This window comes from Butyrivibrio sp. LC3010, from assembly GCF_000424385.1.
In the GTDB taxonomy this organism is placed as follows: Bacteria; Bacillota; Clostridia; order Lachnospirales; family Lachnospiraceae; genus Butyrivibrio.
Genome location: NZ_AUJU01000024.1, coordinates 33095 through 51029, shown reverse-complemented (window position 1 = coordinate 51029; position 17935 = coordinate 33095). Strand labels below are relative to the sequence as shown.

The following is a 17935-nucleotide window of genomic DNA, read 5'->3' as shown; positions in this document are numbered from 1 at the left end:
ATCAGATTATGCTCATCTCTTCTCCAGCTTAACTGCGCATACCTTGTACTCCGGAATCCTTGCGTACTCGTCAAGAGCTGCATTGGTTATCATATTTACAGGAGAATCCGGGAAATGGAAAGGCATCCAGGTTTCACCCTGTGATACTTTTCTTCCTACTCTCGCCTTCGCTTCAATCGTTCCTCTCCTGCTGCTTACAGCTACCATGTCTCCGTTTTTAACTCCAAGCTTATCAGCATCCTTATAATTTAGTTCAATATAGCCCTCTCCCTCTATTTCCATAAGACCCTTTGAACGGGAAGTCATACTGAACGCATTATAATGATAAAGAATTCGTCCAGTCATAAGAATGAACGGATACTCCTCGTCAGGAAGTTCCTTGGCTCCCTTAAATTCCGCAGGATATAACAACGCCTTTCCACGCACAGGATGTCCCACATGCATAATTGGCGTACCCGGATGATCTTTTTCAGGGCAAGGCCATTGAAGATTCTCACCCGCATCCAGCCGTTCATAGCTTACTCCGTGGTAACTGGGGGTTAGCTCTGCAATCTCATCCATTATCTGAGAGGGCGTAAGGTATGGCTGCTTGTAACCCATGGCGTTCATAAGGTCGATTATGATATCAGTATCAGCCCTCATTTCTCCTTCCAAAGTGACAGCCTTCCTTACTCTTTGTATTCTTCTTTCTGTGTTTGTAAAAGTTCCTTCCTTTTCTGCAAAGCTTTTAGCCGGCAATATTACATCCGCATACCTTGCCGTTTTTGTCATAAAAAGATCCTGAACAACAATAAACTCCATACTCTCAAGAGCTTTAATAATATGCGTGGTATCAGGGTCAGAAACCATCGGATCCTCGCCACATATGAATAAACCTTTTATTTTTCCTTCAATTGCAGCAGGGAAAACCTCTGTTGCACGAAGTCCCTGATTAGGATTGAGACTTACTCCCCAGGCCTTTTCAAATTTCAGGCGGGCCTGTTCATTATCGACCTTCTGATATCCCGGATAATCTGTGGACATGGCTCCCATATCACAGGCACCCTGTACATTGTTCTGACCACGCAGAGGATTAACACCGCATCCCTCGCGTCCGATTTTTCCGCACAGAACCGCCATGTTCGACATGCTCATAACACCTTCTGTCCCTGTTGAATGTTCGGTCACTCCCAGACAGTAGATTATAGGTGCCTTCCCGGCAGTGGCATACATTCTGGCAGCCTCGATGAGCATATCCTTATCAATGTGACAAATCTCTGCAACCTTTTCCGGTGTATATTTCATTACAAGAGCTTTCAGTTCTTCGAAACCTTCCACATTTTTATCTATGTAATCATGATCTATGAGGTCTTCATTTATCATTACATTCATCATTCCATTGGCAAATGCAACGTTTGTTCCCGGTCGGAGCTTTATATGAATGTCAGCCTGTCTGGCAAGTCCTATTTCTCTTGGATCTACCACAATGAGCTTCGTTCCGCGCTTTACCGCCTGCCTTATCTGCATTCCCACAACAGGGTGCGCCTCCTCAGGATTAGAACCCACCAGCATAATAACATCCACATCGTGGGTTATATCATGGATGGGATTAGTCATGGCGCCCGACCCCAGAGTCTTGGCAAGGCCTGTAACTGATGCTGAATGGCAGACTCTTGCGCAATTATCCGTGGTGTTAGTACCAAAGCAGCACCTCACCATCTTCTGAAGCATATATACATCTTCATTTGTAGATCTGGAGCAGGCAAAACCGGCAAGGCTCTCACTTCCATACTTATCCCGTATTTCCATGAAACGCCTGGCAGTATAAGAAATAGCCTCATCCCAGCTTACTTCTCTAAAACTTCCGGTATTTTTGTCTTTAATCAGTGGCTTTTTCAAACGATCTTCAGCTTGAGCAAAATCGAAGCTTGCATTTCTTCCCTTAACACAAAGTCTCTTATGATTAGCAGAGCCGTCCGCAGATTCCACATTTACTATCCTGTTATCCTTAACCACAAGGTATAACTGGCATCCTGTTGCGCAGTGAGGACAGGTAGTCAGTACCTTTTTTACCTCCCACTCCCTGTAGTCTTTTTCTCTTTTCAGGATCAAAGCTCCGGTTGGGCATACCGATGCACAATTGCCACAGCTCTCACATCCGGTATATTTGTAATCATCTCCAAAGGGAGCTTCAACAATATGGTAATTACCAAGTCTTCCGCTCTTAATTGATCCATTGCAGGCGATTCTGTGGCATATGCTGATACATCTCTGACAATGAATGCATTTACTGGGATCGTAACTGATGTAAGGATTGGTATCCATGTAAGGGAGCTTCTTTTCTATGTTCACGCGACTTCCTTCGTGATCAGCCCGCTCTACTCCGTATTCATTACACAACTTCTGCAGCTCACATTTTCCATTGGCAGCGCAGCTCATACAATCAAGATTGTGATTGGAAAGAAGAAGCTTTAGCATTCTCCTTCTGTAGTCTGTCAGCTTGGGTGAATCCGTGGTGATGACCATCCCTTCCCTGACTCTGGTGTTGCAGGCAGCAAGAAGTCTCTCGTACCCCTCCACTTCAACCACACACATACGACATGACCCTATGCCATTTATCCCTTTCAGGTAACATAAGGTAGGAATATGAAAACCATTTTCTCCGGCAGCTTCCAGAATTGTTCGTCCTTCTTTAGTCCGGCATGTCTGCCCGTTGATAATAAGACTAATCATTCTCCCCTGCCTCCTTCCATAGCGCCGCAGCCGTAGTGATCGCATCTAAGGCATCTTCCTGACTCACGCATAGCCTCTTCACAGGTCATAGGAAGCTCCACATGATCAAAATTCTCCCGCCTCTCAAAGGGATCCTTCTCCTCAATCTCTGCCCGGCCTGTTGGTATACATGGATTCGGCAAAGCAGGAGGAATACTTGCTTCCAGTCTTACCGTGTGATGATATCCAAGATATTCATCTATGTTGAATGCCGCCACCTGTCCTGCCGCAATGGCATTTATTGCAGTAGATGGGCCTGTGACGCAGTCTCCGCCTGAAAAGACTCCGGGCGTATCCTTTATCATGCACATTTCATCGGCCTTTAGCCTTCCTCTTTCAACAGGTATGCCAGCCTTCTCGAAGCACTCTGCATCACTTCTCTGTCCTACTCCAAGTATCAGATAATCGCACAAAAAGCGGTAAGGATAATTACTCGAATGTTCTGTAGTCATCATCCCCAAATTATCATACTCTGCCACTATCTCAGGCTGGAGCCATACCGCTTTGACCTGATTTGTCTCTTTATCTGCTTCTATATTCAAGAAGCTAAGCAGCGTTCTAAACCGCACTCCTTCCTGCATTGCAGCTTCAATCTCACTTTGAAGGGCTGTATAGTCATCTCTTTTTCTTGTAAAAACGTGTATGCTTTCAGCATTAAGACGCGCTGCGGTTCGGGCAGCATCCATGGCCACGTTTCCGCCACCGATAAGAACAACCTTTTTCCCTGTAAGATCTATCTTTTCTCCCAATGCCACCTTCTGTAAAAAATCAGCAGCCGGGATCACATTCTCGGCATCAGCCCCGTCCACAGGCATCCTGTTTCCAATCTGTGCTCCGATACCTATGTATAAAGCGTCATGCCTCTCTCTTAGTTCTTCAAATGAAATATCCTTTCCAATTTTAGTATTATTGGAAACCTTGATATTTCCAGCATTTATAATCGCATTTATATCCTGATCGAGCCTCTCCTTGGGAAGTCTGTACTCAGGAATTCCATATCTGAGCATTCCACCGAGCTTTTCGTGCTCCTCATATATATGCACTTCATGACCCATTAGCGACAAAAAATAAGCCGCAGTAAGTCCCGAAGGTCCACCACCGACAATTCCGATTGTTTTGCCTGTAGCTGCACCCGGCTCAGGTGTGGGAACTTTATCTGCTGCTACGCTGTCTACCGCATATTTTTTTAAACCTCTTATATTAATGGGATCATCGATGAGCGATCTGCGACATTTCCTCTCACATGGATGTTCACAGATCATTGCGCAGGCTGTTGGCAGAGGATTCCTGTCACGGATCACCTTGATGGCTCCCTCGTAATCCTCTTCCTTAATCATGGCAATATACCCCGGCACGTCCACATGGGCAGGGCACAAAGTCACACAGGGAATAGTCTGACTTGTGTTTTCAATACATCTTCTTCTCTCAATATGACTCCTGTACTCATCCTCAAATTCCGAAAGTGACTCAAGAATCATATTTGCACCGACAACACCTACCGCGCAGTCGGATGTCTCCGCGATCATTTTGCACTTATCTTCAATTTCGTCTAAAGTTGCAAATGTCGCATCACCGTTTATTATCTGATTTAAAAGGTCATATACCTCAACAAGGCCATCCCTGCAGGGCACACATTTTCCGCAGGACTGGTTCATGGATATCTGAAGTATCGATCTGTAAAGCGTAAGAGGACACATACCCGGTGGATAGGATGTCATCCTTCCCCTGACTTTACGCAGAACAGTATCAATTCTGTCATTCATGTTACCCTTTTTACTCAGTTTTCGCATAATGCCCCCTCAGACACTTAATTTTATAAAACTATTTTACCCCTCAGTCTCAAAATTAATCTATTAACTAATCATAAACATTTAAAAAGGACATATCGAATGATTTACTCACCATTCTGATACGTCCCCTTGAGTTTTTTTACGCCTTAAGACCATTTATTATAATTATAACAATTAATATAGGAAGAACTATTCTGTAAAAATGCTTTAGTGAAGCAGGCATTTTCATGCCCTCACCCGTATTAACCTCTTCCAGGTAATTATCGAATCCCCATCCGAACCTGGTCACGCAGAATAACAAAATTATAAGCGCACCTGTTGGAAGAATAAGATTACTAACTAGAAAATCCTCGAAATCCAGCACATTTCTGCCGCCAATGAATGTTACATCTTTTATCACATTAAACCCAAGTACGCAGGGAATTGATGTAATCAAAAGAAAAATGCAGTTCACCACAATAGATGTCACTCTTTTTATTCCCAAAATATCAACTACACTTATTACTATATTTTCAAATACAGCTGTAACTGTTGAAAAACTGGCAAATGTCATAAGTACGAAAAAGAGTGTTCCCCAGAATCTTCCAAGCGGCATATTGATAAAGATCTCAGGAAGTGTGGCAAAAATAAGTGACGGTCCCTGCGCCGGTTCAACTCCATATGCAAAGCAGGCAGGAAAAATAATTATTCCGGACATGATAGCAACTAATGTATCAAGCGTTGCTATGGTGATGGCTTCACCTATCAGTCTTTTTTCTCTATCCATGTAACTTCCGAAAACTTCTATCGATCCCATTCCTATACTAAGCGTGAAAAAGGCCTGATTCATAGCAGAAGAGATTACCTTTGCAAGCCCGACTTCCATTGCTCTTTCCCAATTTGGATAAAGAAAAAACTTAAGTCCTTCCATACCGCCTTCAAGCCTTAAGCTGTTTATTGCAAGTACGCCCAGAAGCAGCAATAGTCCTATCATCATAAATTTATTGGCTTTTTCAAGACCATTTTTAACACCAAAGCTTAAAACACAAAATCCTATCAAAACCGTAAGTACGGTAAATAGTCCCATTTCAATCGGATCAGCTAAAAGGTAGTCAAAAACTGCCGATACATCCACTACAGATTCCCTGGTAATAAACTTTCCTGTTGCAAATCTGGCAAAATAATCCATCATCCAACCTGAAACCGTAGTGTAATACATCATTAAAATATAACATCCGGCAAGACATATCCATCCGTGAAGATGCCACTTTTGTCCTGCTTTCTCAAGTTTTTCATACCCTCTGACCATCGTAAGCCCGCTTCGTCTCCCCATTGCAAGCTCCATAGTCATTACCGGAATCCCCATTATTATCAGGAACAGTAAATAAAATAATACGAAAACTCCACCGCCATTCTGCCCTGCCACATACGGAAATTTCCACACATTACCTATTCCGATTGCGCATCCTGCACTAACCAGAATAAATCCAAGCCGGGATCCAAAACTCTCCCTTTTTTCTTCATTCATAAATAATAACCTCCAAAATATCGCAAAGGTTTATTATATCATTTATCTCTTCGGGAGGAAACTTAATAATAAGTATGCAGATAATGCAATTAACAGCGCTGTCAGTACATTTAATGACAGCTACACTAGTCAAAAGAGGTTCCGGATATTTAACTCCGGAACCTCTTTTAAAATGAATTTATTTATTTTTAGCAAATTCTTTAGCGTCTCCGCTGAATAGTTTTTTAACCTTTTCTGTCTGCATCATCTTGATTGCTTCTATAGCACATCTATAAATCATTTTTAACTCTCGTCCGTCAGGATCATCAGAGTTGAATTTCTTCTCAACAGATTCAAAATATCTTACTGCCTTATCTGCTGTAACTTTTGATATAGCCATACCGTTACAATATAGCGTACCTGTCTTTGGATCATATCTTGATGCCGTGTACTTTGTTTCATCAAATTGTACCACTCCCATTGATGCTGCGAGTGCGTTTATTAGATTCTCCCTGTCTACCATATTTGCTGTCACCTCATATTTTGTCAGGATAATCATATCCTTCAAACTAGTAAATCATCAATTTATTCTGCCATGTACCACTAAATCTGATTTCGAAGCTGTAATCCTTAAAAAAGACTCACAAAATACTTACTAACGTCCTCGTAGTCATATCATATGGCACACAAGAAGAAACTATAGCAGATACATTTCGTGTTGTAAATAGATGAATTAATTTACATAAAAAAGGCTGATTTTTGAAAGTTACTTGCATTTTTAATTTGTGTGCAATCTTTTCTATTTCTGAAGTTCTTACCCTTTTCCCTGCTCTACCGCCTTTACTTCCTCCTCCGATGCCTGTTTTAACGAATAAGTATCAAAAATCGGCTCATCAGGAAGCTTAAGTTCTACTGAATTTATCTTAGAGATAAGTCCCTTACCGGACTTCATGACTATTTCGAAAACATGTCCGCCATGCTTTCTGTCATCGGAGATAAAATGCAGATGCCAGCCGGATGCATTAATCCCATCCATATAATCAGGGAAATACACGCAGACAAGCGTTCCTTTGATATTCTCAAATTTAAATGATTTCTGGGTTTTTCCGAGTATAGTTTTAAGATCAACATGCACAGATTCATAGCCCGATTCTGATCTTGCATCGATAAGCTCAAATTCACCATCGATACGGGCCATATGCATGCTGTTAAGACCAAAATGCTCATCAATGATATTATTGAGAGCTATTTTCAGATCCCCAATGTTATCTGTATAACCAAATTCCATGGGAGTAGTATCATCCATAGTACATACAGTAGAAAATGGAACACCTCTCTCCGGCTCAGCCAGCACCACATCTCCATTCTCCATAGCTCTGTAGCACGAACCATCAAGTACGATCATTTCTCCATCTACATCTGTGAATGTTCCCAATCCAAAATTACCATGTTTAAGTAATTCCTCCACCGAGATTACCGCCCGGGAGTATCCGAGCATCAGAGCCTGTAAAGTAGATACCTGAAAGATTTTCATATCAACCTCGCTATTCTTTGCATCATGGGTTGCCTGTTTCATATCTTCATACTTTGATTTTATTCCTACAAATATTAGCTTGCAAATTAAGAAAACCTAAAATATTCCCATATCCTTGGCCGCTATTATGCTCTGTTTAAAGGGCAGTGAAAAAATGATTTCTCATTTTTTCACTGCCCCCATAGCTTACAGTTTTTCACTTATTCAGGTGCTCAGCCCTATATGCAATGTTTTTACTAAAATTTATTACTTCATGGTCATACTCAGAATCCATAAATGTAGAATGTATAAGAAAATCTGCTGTTGCCTTGTTATTGGCAAACGGAATGTCGTATACCTGGGCAATTCTCATAAGTGCCTTAACATCAGGATCGTGTGGCGCCGCTGTTAAAGGATCTGAGAAGAAAATCACAAAATCCACTTTCCCTTCAACAATTTTTGCACCTATCTGCTGGTCTCCACCAAGAGGCCCGGAATTGTAGCCTTTTACAGGAAGCCCTGTGGCATCAGTAATCATTCTTGCTGTCGTTCCTGTTCCACACAAAAAATGACGTTTTAGTGTTTCAGCATTATCCTGGCACCATTTTATCAGCTCAGCCTTCTTACCGTCATGAGCTATAAGCGCTATATTTTTTTGTTTTCCAATCGTTAAAGTAATTGTCTCTGACATGAGAATTAAACCTCCATAGAAAGCTTTTAATAAAACAAAATAATGTTTTGGGTAATATACTAACAACATCCCTTACTTTATTCAAGCAATTAATTGCTAATGTTCACACCCTACGGTGCTCACATAATCATCCTAAAATATTCTTAATCCGGCAATGCATCATAATCTTCTACAAAGGCAGCACTCTGAAAACATATTAAATTACTCCGATTTCTGTGAATGAATTTATATCTTCATCTGTATAATCTAAAAGTTCCTTTAATACATATTGATTATCCTGTCCCAAAGTCGGGGCACATCTGTTAATCCGGGGCATCATATCCATAAGCTTTATGGGATTGCCGTTTACTTTCATTTTTCCGATAACAGGATGATCCGTCTCAATGAACATCTCCCTGTCACCTGCGATATGATTGTTCTCGACAATCTGTTTTACATTATAGATAGGACCTGCAGGTATCCCTGCCCCAAGTATAATGCTTACTATTTCATCAACTGTTTTGTTAATCGTCCACTTCTCAATTTCAGCTTTCTGAATGAGATTGTTCTTTACTCTGAGAGGTACCGTCAGAAATCGCTCATCTGTGATCATATCCTCACGGTCTATCAATTTACAGAATTTCTCATATAGTTTCTGGTTCCCGCATGCAATTATTACATGACCATCCTTTGCATGATATGTATCATAAGGTGCAATTGATGCATAGGCATTACCGCTTCTTACAGGTATTTCACCACTTTCAAAAAATCTGATATAAGCATTTTCAAGACTTGCCACTACTGAGTCCACAAGAGACACATCTACCCTCTGCCCGACTCCGGTCCTTTCTCTGGCATGTAATGCCAAAAGCACGCCCATTATCATATTCATTCCGCCAAGTATATCTCCCATGGCATTACCCGATCTTGTTGGATCTCCACCGGGAGCTCCCGTCACTGACATAAGACCACCCATGCCCTGCGAAATAATATCATATCCGGGCCTCTGACTGTATTCGCCATAGCTCCCAAAACCTGAACAGGCAGCATATATAAGTCTCGGATTTATTTTCTTCAGTTCACCATAGCCAAGCCCCAGTTTATCCATAACTCCGGGTCTGTAGTTTTCAAGAAGTACATCTGCTTTTGAAACAAGCTTTTTAAAAATATCTTTCCCTTCGTCAGTTTTAAGATTAAGCGTCATCCCTCTTTTGTTGCGATTCAGATTAGCAAAATACATGCTCTCACCATTTCGGTAAGGTCCGTACCCTCTTGCATCATCACCTCTGCCAGGCACTTCTATCTTTATAATCTCTGCACCAAAATCCCCCAAAATACTACCACCATATGGTCCTGCAACAACCCTTGTAAGGTCAAGCACCCTTACCCCCTCAAGTGCCTGGGGCTGATTATTATTACCCATGTTATCAATCCTCCTCATAAGGGTCTTCAAATGGCATAAGCTTCATTCCATTCGCCAGAATACCTTTAAGCTCATCATCCGACACTTTTATCTTCATTCTCATCACTGCAGATCCCATCGATTTGCCAAGTGAATCCAATCTGAGACTCATAGTAGCTCCACCGCCAAGAGCATGATGCATTACAAAATTCATCCCGCTAAGGCTTTCCACTTCGTATCTGGTTATGTCACCCCTTACCATATCGCCAAAATAGCTCTTTAGTTTCTCTGGAGTCACCTCCCTAAGAATAATCTTGTATACTTCCGGTTTTCTGGCAAAAACGCAGACATTACTTGTATCTCCTTTATCCCCACTTCTTCCGTGGGCAATATCGTATAAAAAAATCCTGGGCATATTTTTCACCTTTCACCATTTTCATAATTTGTTTTACATTACTCAGACCGTTAAAATGTGACTTTCCACTCTTAATGCTTCTCTTGGAATTACAGTAGGATATAATGCCATTACTTCCTGAACATGTGCTCTGCCTCCAAAGAATGAAGCTCCCTGTGGACCATTTAACTGCATGGGACTGATCTCCGGAATAATCTTTGCACATTCATTTTTGTCCTCTGAAAATACTGCAATTCTCATTACACATTCATTGAGCCTTGCAATAGTTTCAGGACTTTTATCTGCTACCCCAAGGTGCAATGCATCAAGTCCTATGAAGCTGATATGGACATCATCTGCCTTCATACCCCGCTCTTTCATCTTTTTCATGATGACCTCTGAGCAGTACTGCGCCTTCTCATAGGCATCAGGCCAGGCAAAGGAAAGCATTGATACTGTTTTCCATCCCTTGTGATAACCAACGCAAAGCTTTATGGTATCCGGACGTTTTTTTCCTCTGATTCCCGCCACAGAAACTCGGTTTTCTCCTTTTTGAGTAATTGTTGCATGACTTAAATCCACATTAACGTCGGGTGTATAATAATTAGAAGGATCCAGTACTTCATATAAAAACTGCTCTTTTACACTTTGCTCAGTTATGAGGCCTCCACAATCAGGTGCCTTAGTTATTTCGAAACTGTCTTCAGTAAGCTCCGCGATAGGAAAACCAAGATGCACCATATCCGGAACCGATCTCCAGTCATACATGAAGTTTCCACCTGCTCCTTGTCCTCCGCACTCAAGAAGATGCCCTGCCATTATTCCTCTTGCGAGATTATCCCAATCATCATCTGCCCAGCCAAATTCATGTGCAAAGGGTGCCAGGAAAAGTGCTGAGTCAGCAGCCCTTCCCGTGATGACTGTATCCGCACCATCCGCTATACATTTCTGTATCTGCTCGTGTCCTATATAAGCATTGCAGTTGTATATTTTGTCCTTTATTTTTTCGAAAGATACACCGTTTGTATCATCACTACCTGCCGTGTCCATTGAAGGGAATTCCCATCCATCTGAAATCAGCTTAGGGATTTTCTCCTTTATATCATCACCTGTTACATATCCGATTTTATATCCGCTAAGTTTTTCCCTTTCTGCCCAGGATTTAATGCTGTCCACACATCCCTGCACATTCATTCCTCCGGCATTTGTAATAAGTCTTATCTTCTTTTCAAATGCCTCACGTCCGACTTCCTTCAAAAGTCTTGTCACAAAATCCGGTGCAAAGCCTTTTGAGGGATCCTTTATCTTTTGTCTCGCCATTATCGATAACGTGAGCTCTGCCAGATAATCACATGCCAAATACTGAATATCAGCTTTTCGTATCATATGTATAGCAGCATCAGGAGAATCTCCCCAAAAACCCTGACCTCCACCGATTGCTATTTTCTTCATCTGTCTATTCCTCCATACATTTAGTACAACGTTGTAATTATTAATTGAATTTTATAACTCTAGTAGTAAAATGTAAATAGTATAACGTTGTATCTAATTAATTTTATTACTTTCTACATCATTATTTTGAATTTCTGTAGAAAATTTACTTTTGCCCCGTACTGATGATACAATCAAGAAAAATCTAAAGAGGTTTTGGAAAATGGTAACTATCAAAGACATAGCTAAATATACATCCCTATCCCCAAGTACAGTTTCCATCGTACTGCGCGGCATGGGTGAAAAGAGAAAAATATCTGAAGCTACAATAGAGAAAGTAATGTCCGCTGCCCAGAAAATGGGATATACTCCGAATATGCAATCGAAGCTGTTAAGAAGCAATCTCAAAGGTTATCCTGTCATCACTCTTTTATGGGATTCATCCATCCGCCAGTATAATCTTTTAAGATTCCTTGATGGTTTACATAATTCTATACTGAAAAATGACTATCATTTCGAATTACAGATAAAGCCATACTCCATCAATCACCTGGATGAGGCCATCACAGAAAGGACCCTGCTTGGAACCAACGGTCTGATAATCTGTAATGCCTCGGAAAGTGATATAGCATTTCTGGAAAATAACGATTTCAATATTCCAATTGTTTTATATAACAGATATTCAGCAAAATACCCTACTATCACTATGAACGACAAAGACATCGGTCGTATTCCTGCAGAAGTATTTATTCGCCATGGCAACAAACGTCCTGCTATCTTAACTTCAGAAACCAACTTTAAAGGAATGAACATCAGAGAGAATACCTTCTGTTCTGTTTTGAACGAACATGGAATTAACGATATATCAAAAGTAATCGTAAGTGACACTTTGGCAGGCGGCTATGAGGGAGGGACTCGTCTCGCTGGATTGTCATCTCTTCCGGATTGCCTTTTCTGCACATCAGACACACTCGCCATTGGTGCGCTTAAGGCATTCCACGAAAAGAATATTTCTATTCCTGATCATATTGAAATCATAAGCATCGGAAGCGGCCCCAGAGACCTTGAAGAATATTCAATCCCATCTCTATCCGTAGTAAGCCTTCCTATGGAAGCCATGGCAGATGCCTGCCTGGCACGTATTTCAAGCGCCATAGCTACATTTAATTACTCACCTGATACCAAAGAATTTTCATCAGAATATTTAGTAAGGGAGAGCTGTCCATATTAAAGCTGACACTCTTGAAAATAAAGGGGCTGTTGCTTTAGATGATGATATGCTACCCCAAGTAGGACACTGAAAAATAAAACCTACTTGGGGGTAGCAGTTCACTGACTGCGACAGCCCCTTTATTTATTACTCACTTATGTTATAACGATTCAGGCATGGTAACCACTCAATCATGTCCTGATGTTTTCATCAGCAACTTATGTTATGAACATTTCTGTTATGTTGGTTTTGTATCTTTTTACTCTATCTTCTTCGTTCCTGCAATTAGCAAGGTATCACTTACATTCCAATAGGATACATTCGATTTTGACAACATTTTTGCCGGCTTTAGGATTTTGGAGGGTTCTGCATTTCGCATTACCTTTCTAGAAAAATGTGTTTTATAAATGTTTAATATATCTTTAACATAACCTAAATTGAACTTTCATCTTGCATAAATTAAACTACCATTATAGTTTCCATAAACATTGTTAATCTGTACAATATTTCTTTAATTGATCTAAGGAGGCTAGCATTATGAAACACAATCCTATCAATTATTTCTTCCCTCTAATCTTCTGCATGATTTTCTGCTTACTACTAAATACTCATACTGTATCTGCCAGTGTAAATTCTAATACAACTACCAATATTCAATTATCGAAAGATACGTCTATCATTGATGCAAGAATTCTCAAAACAACACAGGATGTAGGAGATAATTTATCCTCTCCGGATATTACATACGAAGGTTACAATATAAAACTTAGCCTATCTAATAATTATGCAAACTCTCCTGCTATTTATGTGGAAATTATTCCAGCCAAAATTAATGGACTTGATATAGGAAATTATGGAAAATCTATTTTCAATTACTCCAATGGTTCTGATTATAGCAATATACCCTATGTTAAAACAAATGGGACACGTGTTCCAAAGGGTGCTACATTTTTTAGAACAGCCACCATTCCATATGAGTATTATAAAACGTTAAAGACAAAGAGAATAAATAAACTGTCGGGCTATCTGAAAGTAACTGATAACAACGGTAATATTCTGCTTGATGAAAACAATGGCTCCTTTGATATTACTCTCGAAAGCGGTTCATCTAATGACAGTTCAGCTTCCAAAGAATATGATTCAAGTAAATATTATTCACTAAAATATGCATATAAAAATTATTACTGGTCTGCGGGTGATACATACACTCTATATATTGGCGGAGATATGCTTGACCTCGTACTCTCTGATATAGATGATAATATTGTTGCAGATAACAAAATTGTTTGGAAAAGCAGTGAGCCGGATATTGCTATAGTAGATAATTCAGGTCGGATTTCCTCTCTTCAAAAGGAAGGCGTAACTATAATATCAGCAACTTATAATAATGTTGATTATATCCTTCCTGTTGAGGTGAAAAAACCTACTCTCACTATTACTCCTTCAAAAATCGCAGTTGGAACAACCACCAGGATTAATTTTGAAGTAAATCCGGATTTAGAAGAAGATAAAGAAATAACTTTTACAAGCAAAAATTCTGACATTCTTACAATTCAAGGTGATAAGATGACTGGAGTAGCCCCGGGAATCGCAGAGGTGACAGCCACTTACTATACCGGTACAGGAAATCAAATAACAGCCAATACATATATCCGGGTAGAAGCCAAAAAAGAAACAGGTACATCTAAGCCTACTACTGTAAAAGCACCAACACTCACATGTAAAGGAAATATATACATCGCTGATAAAAAAGTATCAGCGGTTCTTTCCAATGCCCATATGTCTAAAGACGGATATGAATTGAATTTCCTGATCAAAAACTTATCTTCTGAGCACTTATTTTACAATATTGAGATTACAAGCATAAATGGTCTCAAATTTAAGCAATATGATAATTATGGAATAAGTGACTTTTCTTCTCTCAGTTCTGGTGAAAACGAAACCGAAAAGCTGACAATTACTCCGGAAATGTTCACACAGCTTGGCACTATGGAGATAAGCGAAATAAGAGGAACTTTTTCATTTGACACCTCATCAACTGATGAAGAATCTCATGAATTTACAATAAAGCCAAACAATTCTCCATCAACTTCATATGAAAGAGTCCTGCCGGGTGGAAAGGCTGTATCCATAAACAACTCTGACATAGCAATGGAAATTACAAGCATTACTGAGCAATATTATTTAAAGAATCCCTATGCTATTGTGAATTTCTATATTACAAACAAATCAACCACTAAGAGACTATATCTCGAAGGAAACGTAGAAAGAATAAATGGAACGGATGTCCTGGAAAACATAGTATTTATAAACGCTGATACCGGAATACTTTATCCAGGCGAAAAAATGTATGGTAGATTTACTGTACCTTGCAGCACTTATATGCGATATAAGCGCTCAATTAAGAATATGGTTTTCAATATTAATATACGAACTACAGATAAGAAGTCTGATTTTAACACAACAATAAGTCTTGATGATTTAAATGTACTCTCTTCAAAAGAAGAAATCCTTACAATATCAGGAGATAATTATTTAACAGCCGGTGATGTTCCAGAACCTTATCGAGTCTATGACGATGTTTCACTTGATGAATCTTACAGTTATTATAGCCAGCCCGTTGATAACAAAACTTTAATATGGTCTACATCTGACCCTAACATAATGACTGTGTCTCCCGAAGGAACAGTAACCCCGCTATCACCAGGTTATGCCTTTTTATCAGCAAAAGATAATCAGGGTCGCATCGGTACTTTTTTAATAACCGTAAAGCCACCTGAAATAAAAATTTATCAGGAAACCATGTATGTAGACACTTTTGACAAGCCACTTGTAACTGTAACACCATCTACAGACTCTGTTAAAAGTAAAATAACAATAGGAAGTCAGAATTCTGACATTATAGAGGCCAGATCCGGTTATGTTATTGCCAAAAAGGCAGGTACCGCAACAATAACCGCATCATATCCACGAGAAGATGGCACGCTTCTAACAAGTACATGTGTCGTTACTGTATTACCACTGGAACAAATTGTTCTTGATAAAGATGCCGTCTCAATGTATTTGGATGACAATGGCAATTATGAAATCAAACATCTAATAGCAACTGCCAAAAAAAACAATTATTATTCAGATAAAATCTTTCAGGCAACCTGGAGCAGCAGTAATAGTAATGTAGTAACTGTAATTCCTATAAACAAATATGCTTCGACCTACGACAAAAACTTACTTAAAAATGTACCGCTTCAAGATTTCACCGGTGAAGCTATACTCATTCCTAAATCTGCAGGACAAGCAACTATTACTGTCTCATATGGAGGAAAGACGGATACATGTCTTGTTACTGTATCAGCACCAGGGCAAGATAATAGAGAACAGGATAATAAACAAGGAGAGACCGACCCTTCATTGCCAATGCCAAACCCTGTTAATCCCGGAGAAACCTTTACAGAACCAAATACAGGTGCAACATATGTAATAACAAATGATGGTGGGGTAAGATTTGAATCTACTAATAATCCTAAGGCAACAAAGGTAGTGATCCCTGACTATATAACAATCAAGGGAAAGAACTATCCTGTAACATCAATATCTGACAATGCTTTTAGTAAGAATAAGTCCTTAAAGAACCTCGTTGTTGGTAAAAATGTTGCTGTCATTGGAAAAAAGGCATTTAACTCGGCAACAAACCTGCGTAAGGTTGACATGAAGTCCAGTAATGTAGAAAAAATAGAATCCAGTGCTTTCAAGAATTGTAAGAACCTTCGCTCACTAAAGATAAATGCGAATACTTTGAAAACTGTTGCAAAAGGAGCATTTAAAGGATCACGCAAAAAAGTTAAAGTCACAGTTTATGCTAAAGACAAAAAGAGCTTCAATTCCTGTGTGAAAAAGCTCACGAAGGGTGGTCTTAAAACAGCTTCATATAAGTACAAAAAGAAATAATAACCAATCAAGTTTCATTATTACCCATAAACTGAGACAAGACTATCGCACCAAACATTAACATACATCCTGCCGCTTCGCGGAGCGATAGTTTCTGTCCAAGCACTATCCAGCCTGAAAGCGTACTAAATACGCTTTCAAGGCACATAGCGATGGAAGCAATTGCCGGATTTAAGTTCTTTTGGCCCAAAGACTGAAGTGTGTAAGCTATACCGCTGCTAAAAACTCCTGCGTACAGAATTGCAGGTAAAGCACTTTGGACAGAACTTATATCCGGTTTTTCCATCGCAAACATTACTATTGTTGCAAGAAAAGCTTCAACTATGAATTGAGCCAGCGTCAGCTTAACGGGATCGATTTTCCTGGAATACCTTGAAACTGCAAGTATCTGAATTGAGAAACCCAGGGCAGAAAGAACCATAAGGGCATCTCCTTTTTCCAAATAGAAGCTGCCCTTCATGCATAACAGATACATTCCCACTACAGACAAGGCGATACATATCCATAACTTGTTGTCAAATCTGCGCCCAAATGCAACCGAAATAACAGGCACAAACACCACATAGAGCGTGGTAAGAAAGCCTGCTTTTGCTACAGATGTATAAGCTATGCCGTATTGCTGGGCAAAACTAGCTAAAAATATAAATAATCCCGCAAGTACACCGCCCTTAATAAAGGCATCTATCTCCAGACGTCGCTTTTTCTGTATTGCCAGAGAATGTGCACTATGATGTATTATCTGCATATCACTGTTTTTTTTACCCAGTGTAGCGTTACCTGCATATTCTTCGGCGAATCGTTTGTATTCTTCTCTGTCCCTGTATAATACGAATGGAAGCAAAAAGACAATTCCTATATACGTTCTCAGAGCCAGATAAGTTCCGGCACCAACGTATTCTGCTCCAAGACTTTGGGCTACAAAGGTCGTCCCCCAGAAAAATGATGCAACCAGCAGCATTAACGTGTGTGAAAGTGTATAGAATTTGTCCTTTTGATTCATAATTAAATTAATAGCCTCAATTTCGTTTTTCTAATATTTTCCTGTACGATCAGGGGAATTTAATCCTGGGCATGAACCTGGTTTTTATGTCAGATACTTTGTATTCGACACCTTCCCCCTTTAGTACATCCAAAAACAGTTCCAATGGCTTTCTGTTTTTGTCAAGCAACTGGAAGCATATACAGAATTTGTCCTTTAATGCATTAACTTCCAGCATAAAATCTCCATCAGTTATATTATAAATACCTGTGATATGTTTCTCAATCTCTGCAGGTATCAGAATTCCTTCACCTGTATCAAAGGTGTGATGAATTACAGGATCTCTGACCTTTGACAAAAGCGA

The 17935-nt window shown here is 39.8% G+C and carries 13 protein-coding genes; 2 read left to right on the top strand and 11 right to left on the bottom strand.

Translation table 11 applies throughout. From position 1 onward, the window contains the following. Positions 1-12 precede the first annotated feature (12 nt). The 9 genes from fdhF to G622_RS0114865 all read right to left on the bottom strand — a co-directional run bounded on the left by fdhF (position 13) and on the right by G622_RS0114865 (position 11458). A complete protein-coding gene (gene fdhF, locus G622_RS0114910) occupies positions 13-2712 on the bottom strand; it encodes a formate dehydrogenase subunit alpha (RefSeq protein ID WP_026511366.1) in 2700 nt (899 codons plus the stop codon). Then, on the bottom strand, positions 2709-4541 hold the full coding sequence (locus G622_RS0114905; RefSeq protein WP_026511365.1) for an NAD(P)-binding protein: 1833 nt from the start codon (positions 4539-4541) through the stop codon (positions 2709-2711). The genes fdhF and G622_RS0114905 overlap by 4 nt, the downstream gene beginning before the upstream one ends. Positions 4542-4680: 139 nt before the next feature. Then, positions 4681-6048 carry a sodium-dependent transporter gene (locus tag G622_RS0114900; RefSeq protein ID WP_026511364.1) on the bottom strand — a complete coding sequence of 456 codons (1368 nt, stop codon included), beginning with the start codon at positions 6046-6048 and terminating at the stop codon, positions 4681-4683. Between the two features lie 178 nt (positions 6049-6226). Next, entirely contained in the window at positions 6227-6550 is a 324-nt protein-coding gene (locus tag G622_RS0114890; RefSeq protein WP_081675352.1) for a hypothetical protein, read from the bottom strand. A 291-nt stretch (positions 6551-6841) separates the two neighbouring features. Further along, the gene (locus G622_RS0114885; protein WP_026511362.1) at positions 6842-7561 is read right to left on the bottom strand and encodes an acetolactate decarboxylase; all 720 of its coding nucleotides are present in this window, start codon (positions 7559-7561) and stop codon (positions 6842-6844) included. A gap of 196 nt (positions 7562-7757) precedes the next feature. After that, a complete protein-coding gene (locus G622_RS0114880; protein WP_026511361.1) occupies positions 7758-8231 on the bottom strand; it encodes a methylglyoxal synthase in 474 nt (157 codons plus the stop codon). Between the two features lie 196 nt (positions 8232-8427). Then, entirely contained in the window at positions 8428-9633 is a 1206-nt protein-coding gene (locus tag G622_RS0114875) for a CaiB/BaiF CoA transferase family protein (protein ID WP_044957811.1), read from the bottom strand. Positions 9634-9637: 4 nt separating this feature from the next. Further along, positions 9638-10027 (bottom strand): AtuA-related protein, encoded by a 390-nt coding sequence (locus tag G622_RS0114870; RefSeq protein ID WP_026511359.1) that lies wholly within the window; start codon positions 10025-10027, stop codon positions 9638-9640. Positions 10028-10069: 42 nt separating this feature from the next. Further along, a complete protein-coding gene (locus tag G622_RS0114865; RefSeq protein WP_026511358.1) occupies positions 10070-11458 on the bottom strand; it encodes an acyclic terpene utilization AtuA family protein in 1389 nt (462 codons plus the stop codon). A 202-nt stretch (positions 11459-11660) separates the two neighbouring features. Here G622_RS0114865 and G622_RS0114860 point away from each other — a divergent pair, with 202 nt between their 5' ends. Together G622_RS0114860 and G622_RS0114855 are read left to right on the top strand one after the other, a co-directional pair. Continuing rightward, positions 11661-12668, top strand: a complete 1008-nt coding sequence (locus tag G622_RS0114860; protein ID WP_026511357.1) for a LacI family DNA-binding transcriptional regulator — start codon at positions 11661-11663, stop codon at positions 12666-12668. A gap of 516 nt (positions 12669-13184) precedes the next feature. Next, positions 13185-16592, top strand: a complete 3408-nt coding sequence (locus G622_RS0114855; protein WP_026511356.1) for a leucine-rich repeat protein — start codon at positions 13185-13187, stop codon at positions 16590-16592. Positions 16593-16599: 7 nt separating this feature from the next. On the opposite strand, the gene G622_RS0114850 is transcribed toward G622_RS0114855, so the two are convergent. Together G622_RS0114850 and G622_RS0114845 are read right to left on the bottom strand one after the other, a co-directional pair. After that, entirely contained in the window at positions 16600-17592 is a 993-nt protein-coding gene (locus G622_RS0114850; protein ID WP_026511355.1) for a DMT family transporter, read from the bottom strand. Between the two features lie 49 nt (positions 17593-17641). After that, the gene (locus G622_RS0114845; RefSeq protein ID WP_026511354.1) at positions 17642-17929 is read right to left on the bottom strand and encodes a hypothetical protein; all 288 of its coding nucleotides are present in this window, start codon (positions 17927-17929) and stop codon (positions 17642-17644) included. Positions 17930-17935 lie beyond the last annotated feature (6 nt).

Coding starts and splice junctions, on each gene's coding strand:
- G622_RS0114865 (WP_026511358.1), bottom strand. CDS start 11,458: ATGAAGAAAATAGCAATCGGTGGAGGTCAGGGTTTTTGGGGAGATTCT.
- G622_RS0114860 (WP_026511357.1), top strand. CDS start 11,661: ATGGTAACTATCAAAGACATAGCTAAATATACATCCCTATCCCCAAGT.
- G622_RS0114870 (WP_026511359.1), bottom strand. CDS start 10,027: ATGCCCAGGATTTTTTTATACGATATTGCCCACGGAAGAAGTGGGGAT.
- G622_RS0114850 (WP_026511355.1), bottom strand. CDS start 17,592: ATGAATCAAAAGGACAAATTCTATACACTTTCACACACGTTAATGCTG.
- G622_RS0114880 (WP_026511361.1), bottom strand. CDS start 8,231: ATGTCAGAGACAATTACTTTAACGATTGGAAAACAAAAAAATATAGCG.
- G622_RS0114875 (WP_044957811.1), bottom strand. CDS start 9,633: ATGGGTAATAATAATCAGCCCCAGGCACTTGAGGGGGTAAGGGTGCTT.
- G622_RS0114855 (WP_026511356.1), top strand. CDS start 13,185: ATGAAACACAATCCTATCAATTATTTCTTCCCTCTAATCTTCTGCATG.
- G622_RS0114900 (WP_026511364.1), bottom strand. CDS start 6,048: ATGAATGAAGAAAAAAGGGAGAGTTTTGGATCCCGGCTTGGATTTATT.
- G622_RS0114905 (WP_026511365.1), bottom strand. CDS start 4,541: ATGCGAAAACTGAGTAAAAAGGGTAACATGAATGACAGAATTGATACT.
- G622_RS0114890 (WP_081675352.1), bottom strand. CDS start 6,550: ATGGTAGACAGGGAGAATCTAATAAACGCACTCGCAGCATCAATGGGA.
- fdhF (WP_026511366.1), bottom strand. CDS start 2,712: ATGATTAGTCTTATTATCAACGGGCAGACATGCCGGACTAAAGAAGGA.
- G622_RS0114885 (WP_026511362.1), bottom strand. CDS start 7,561: ATGAAAATCTTTCAGGTATCTACTTTACAGGCTCTGATGCTCGGATAC.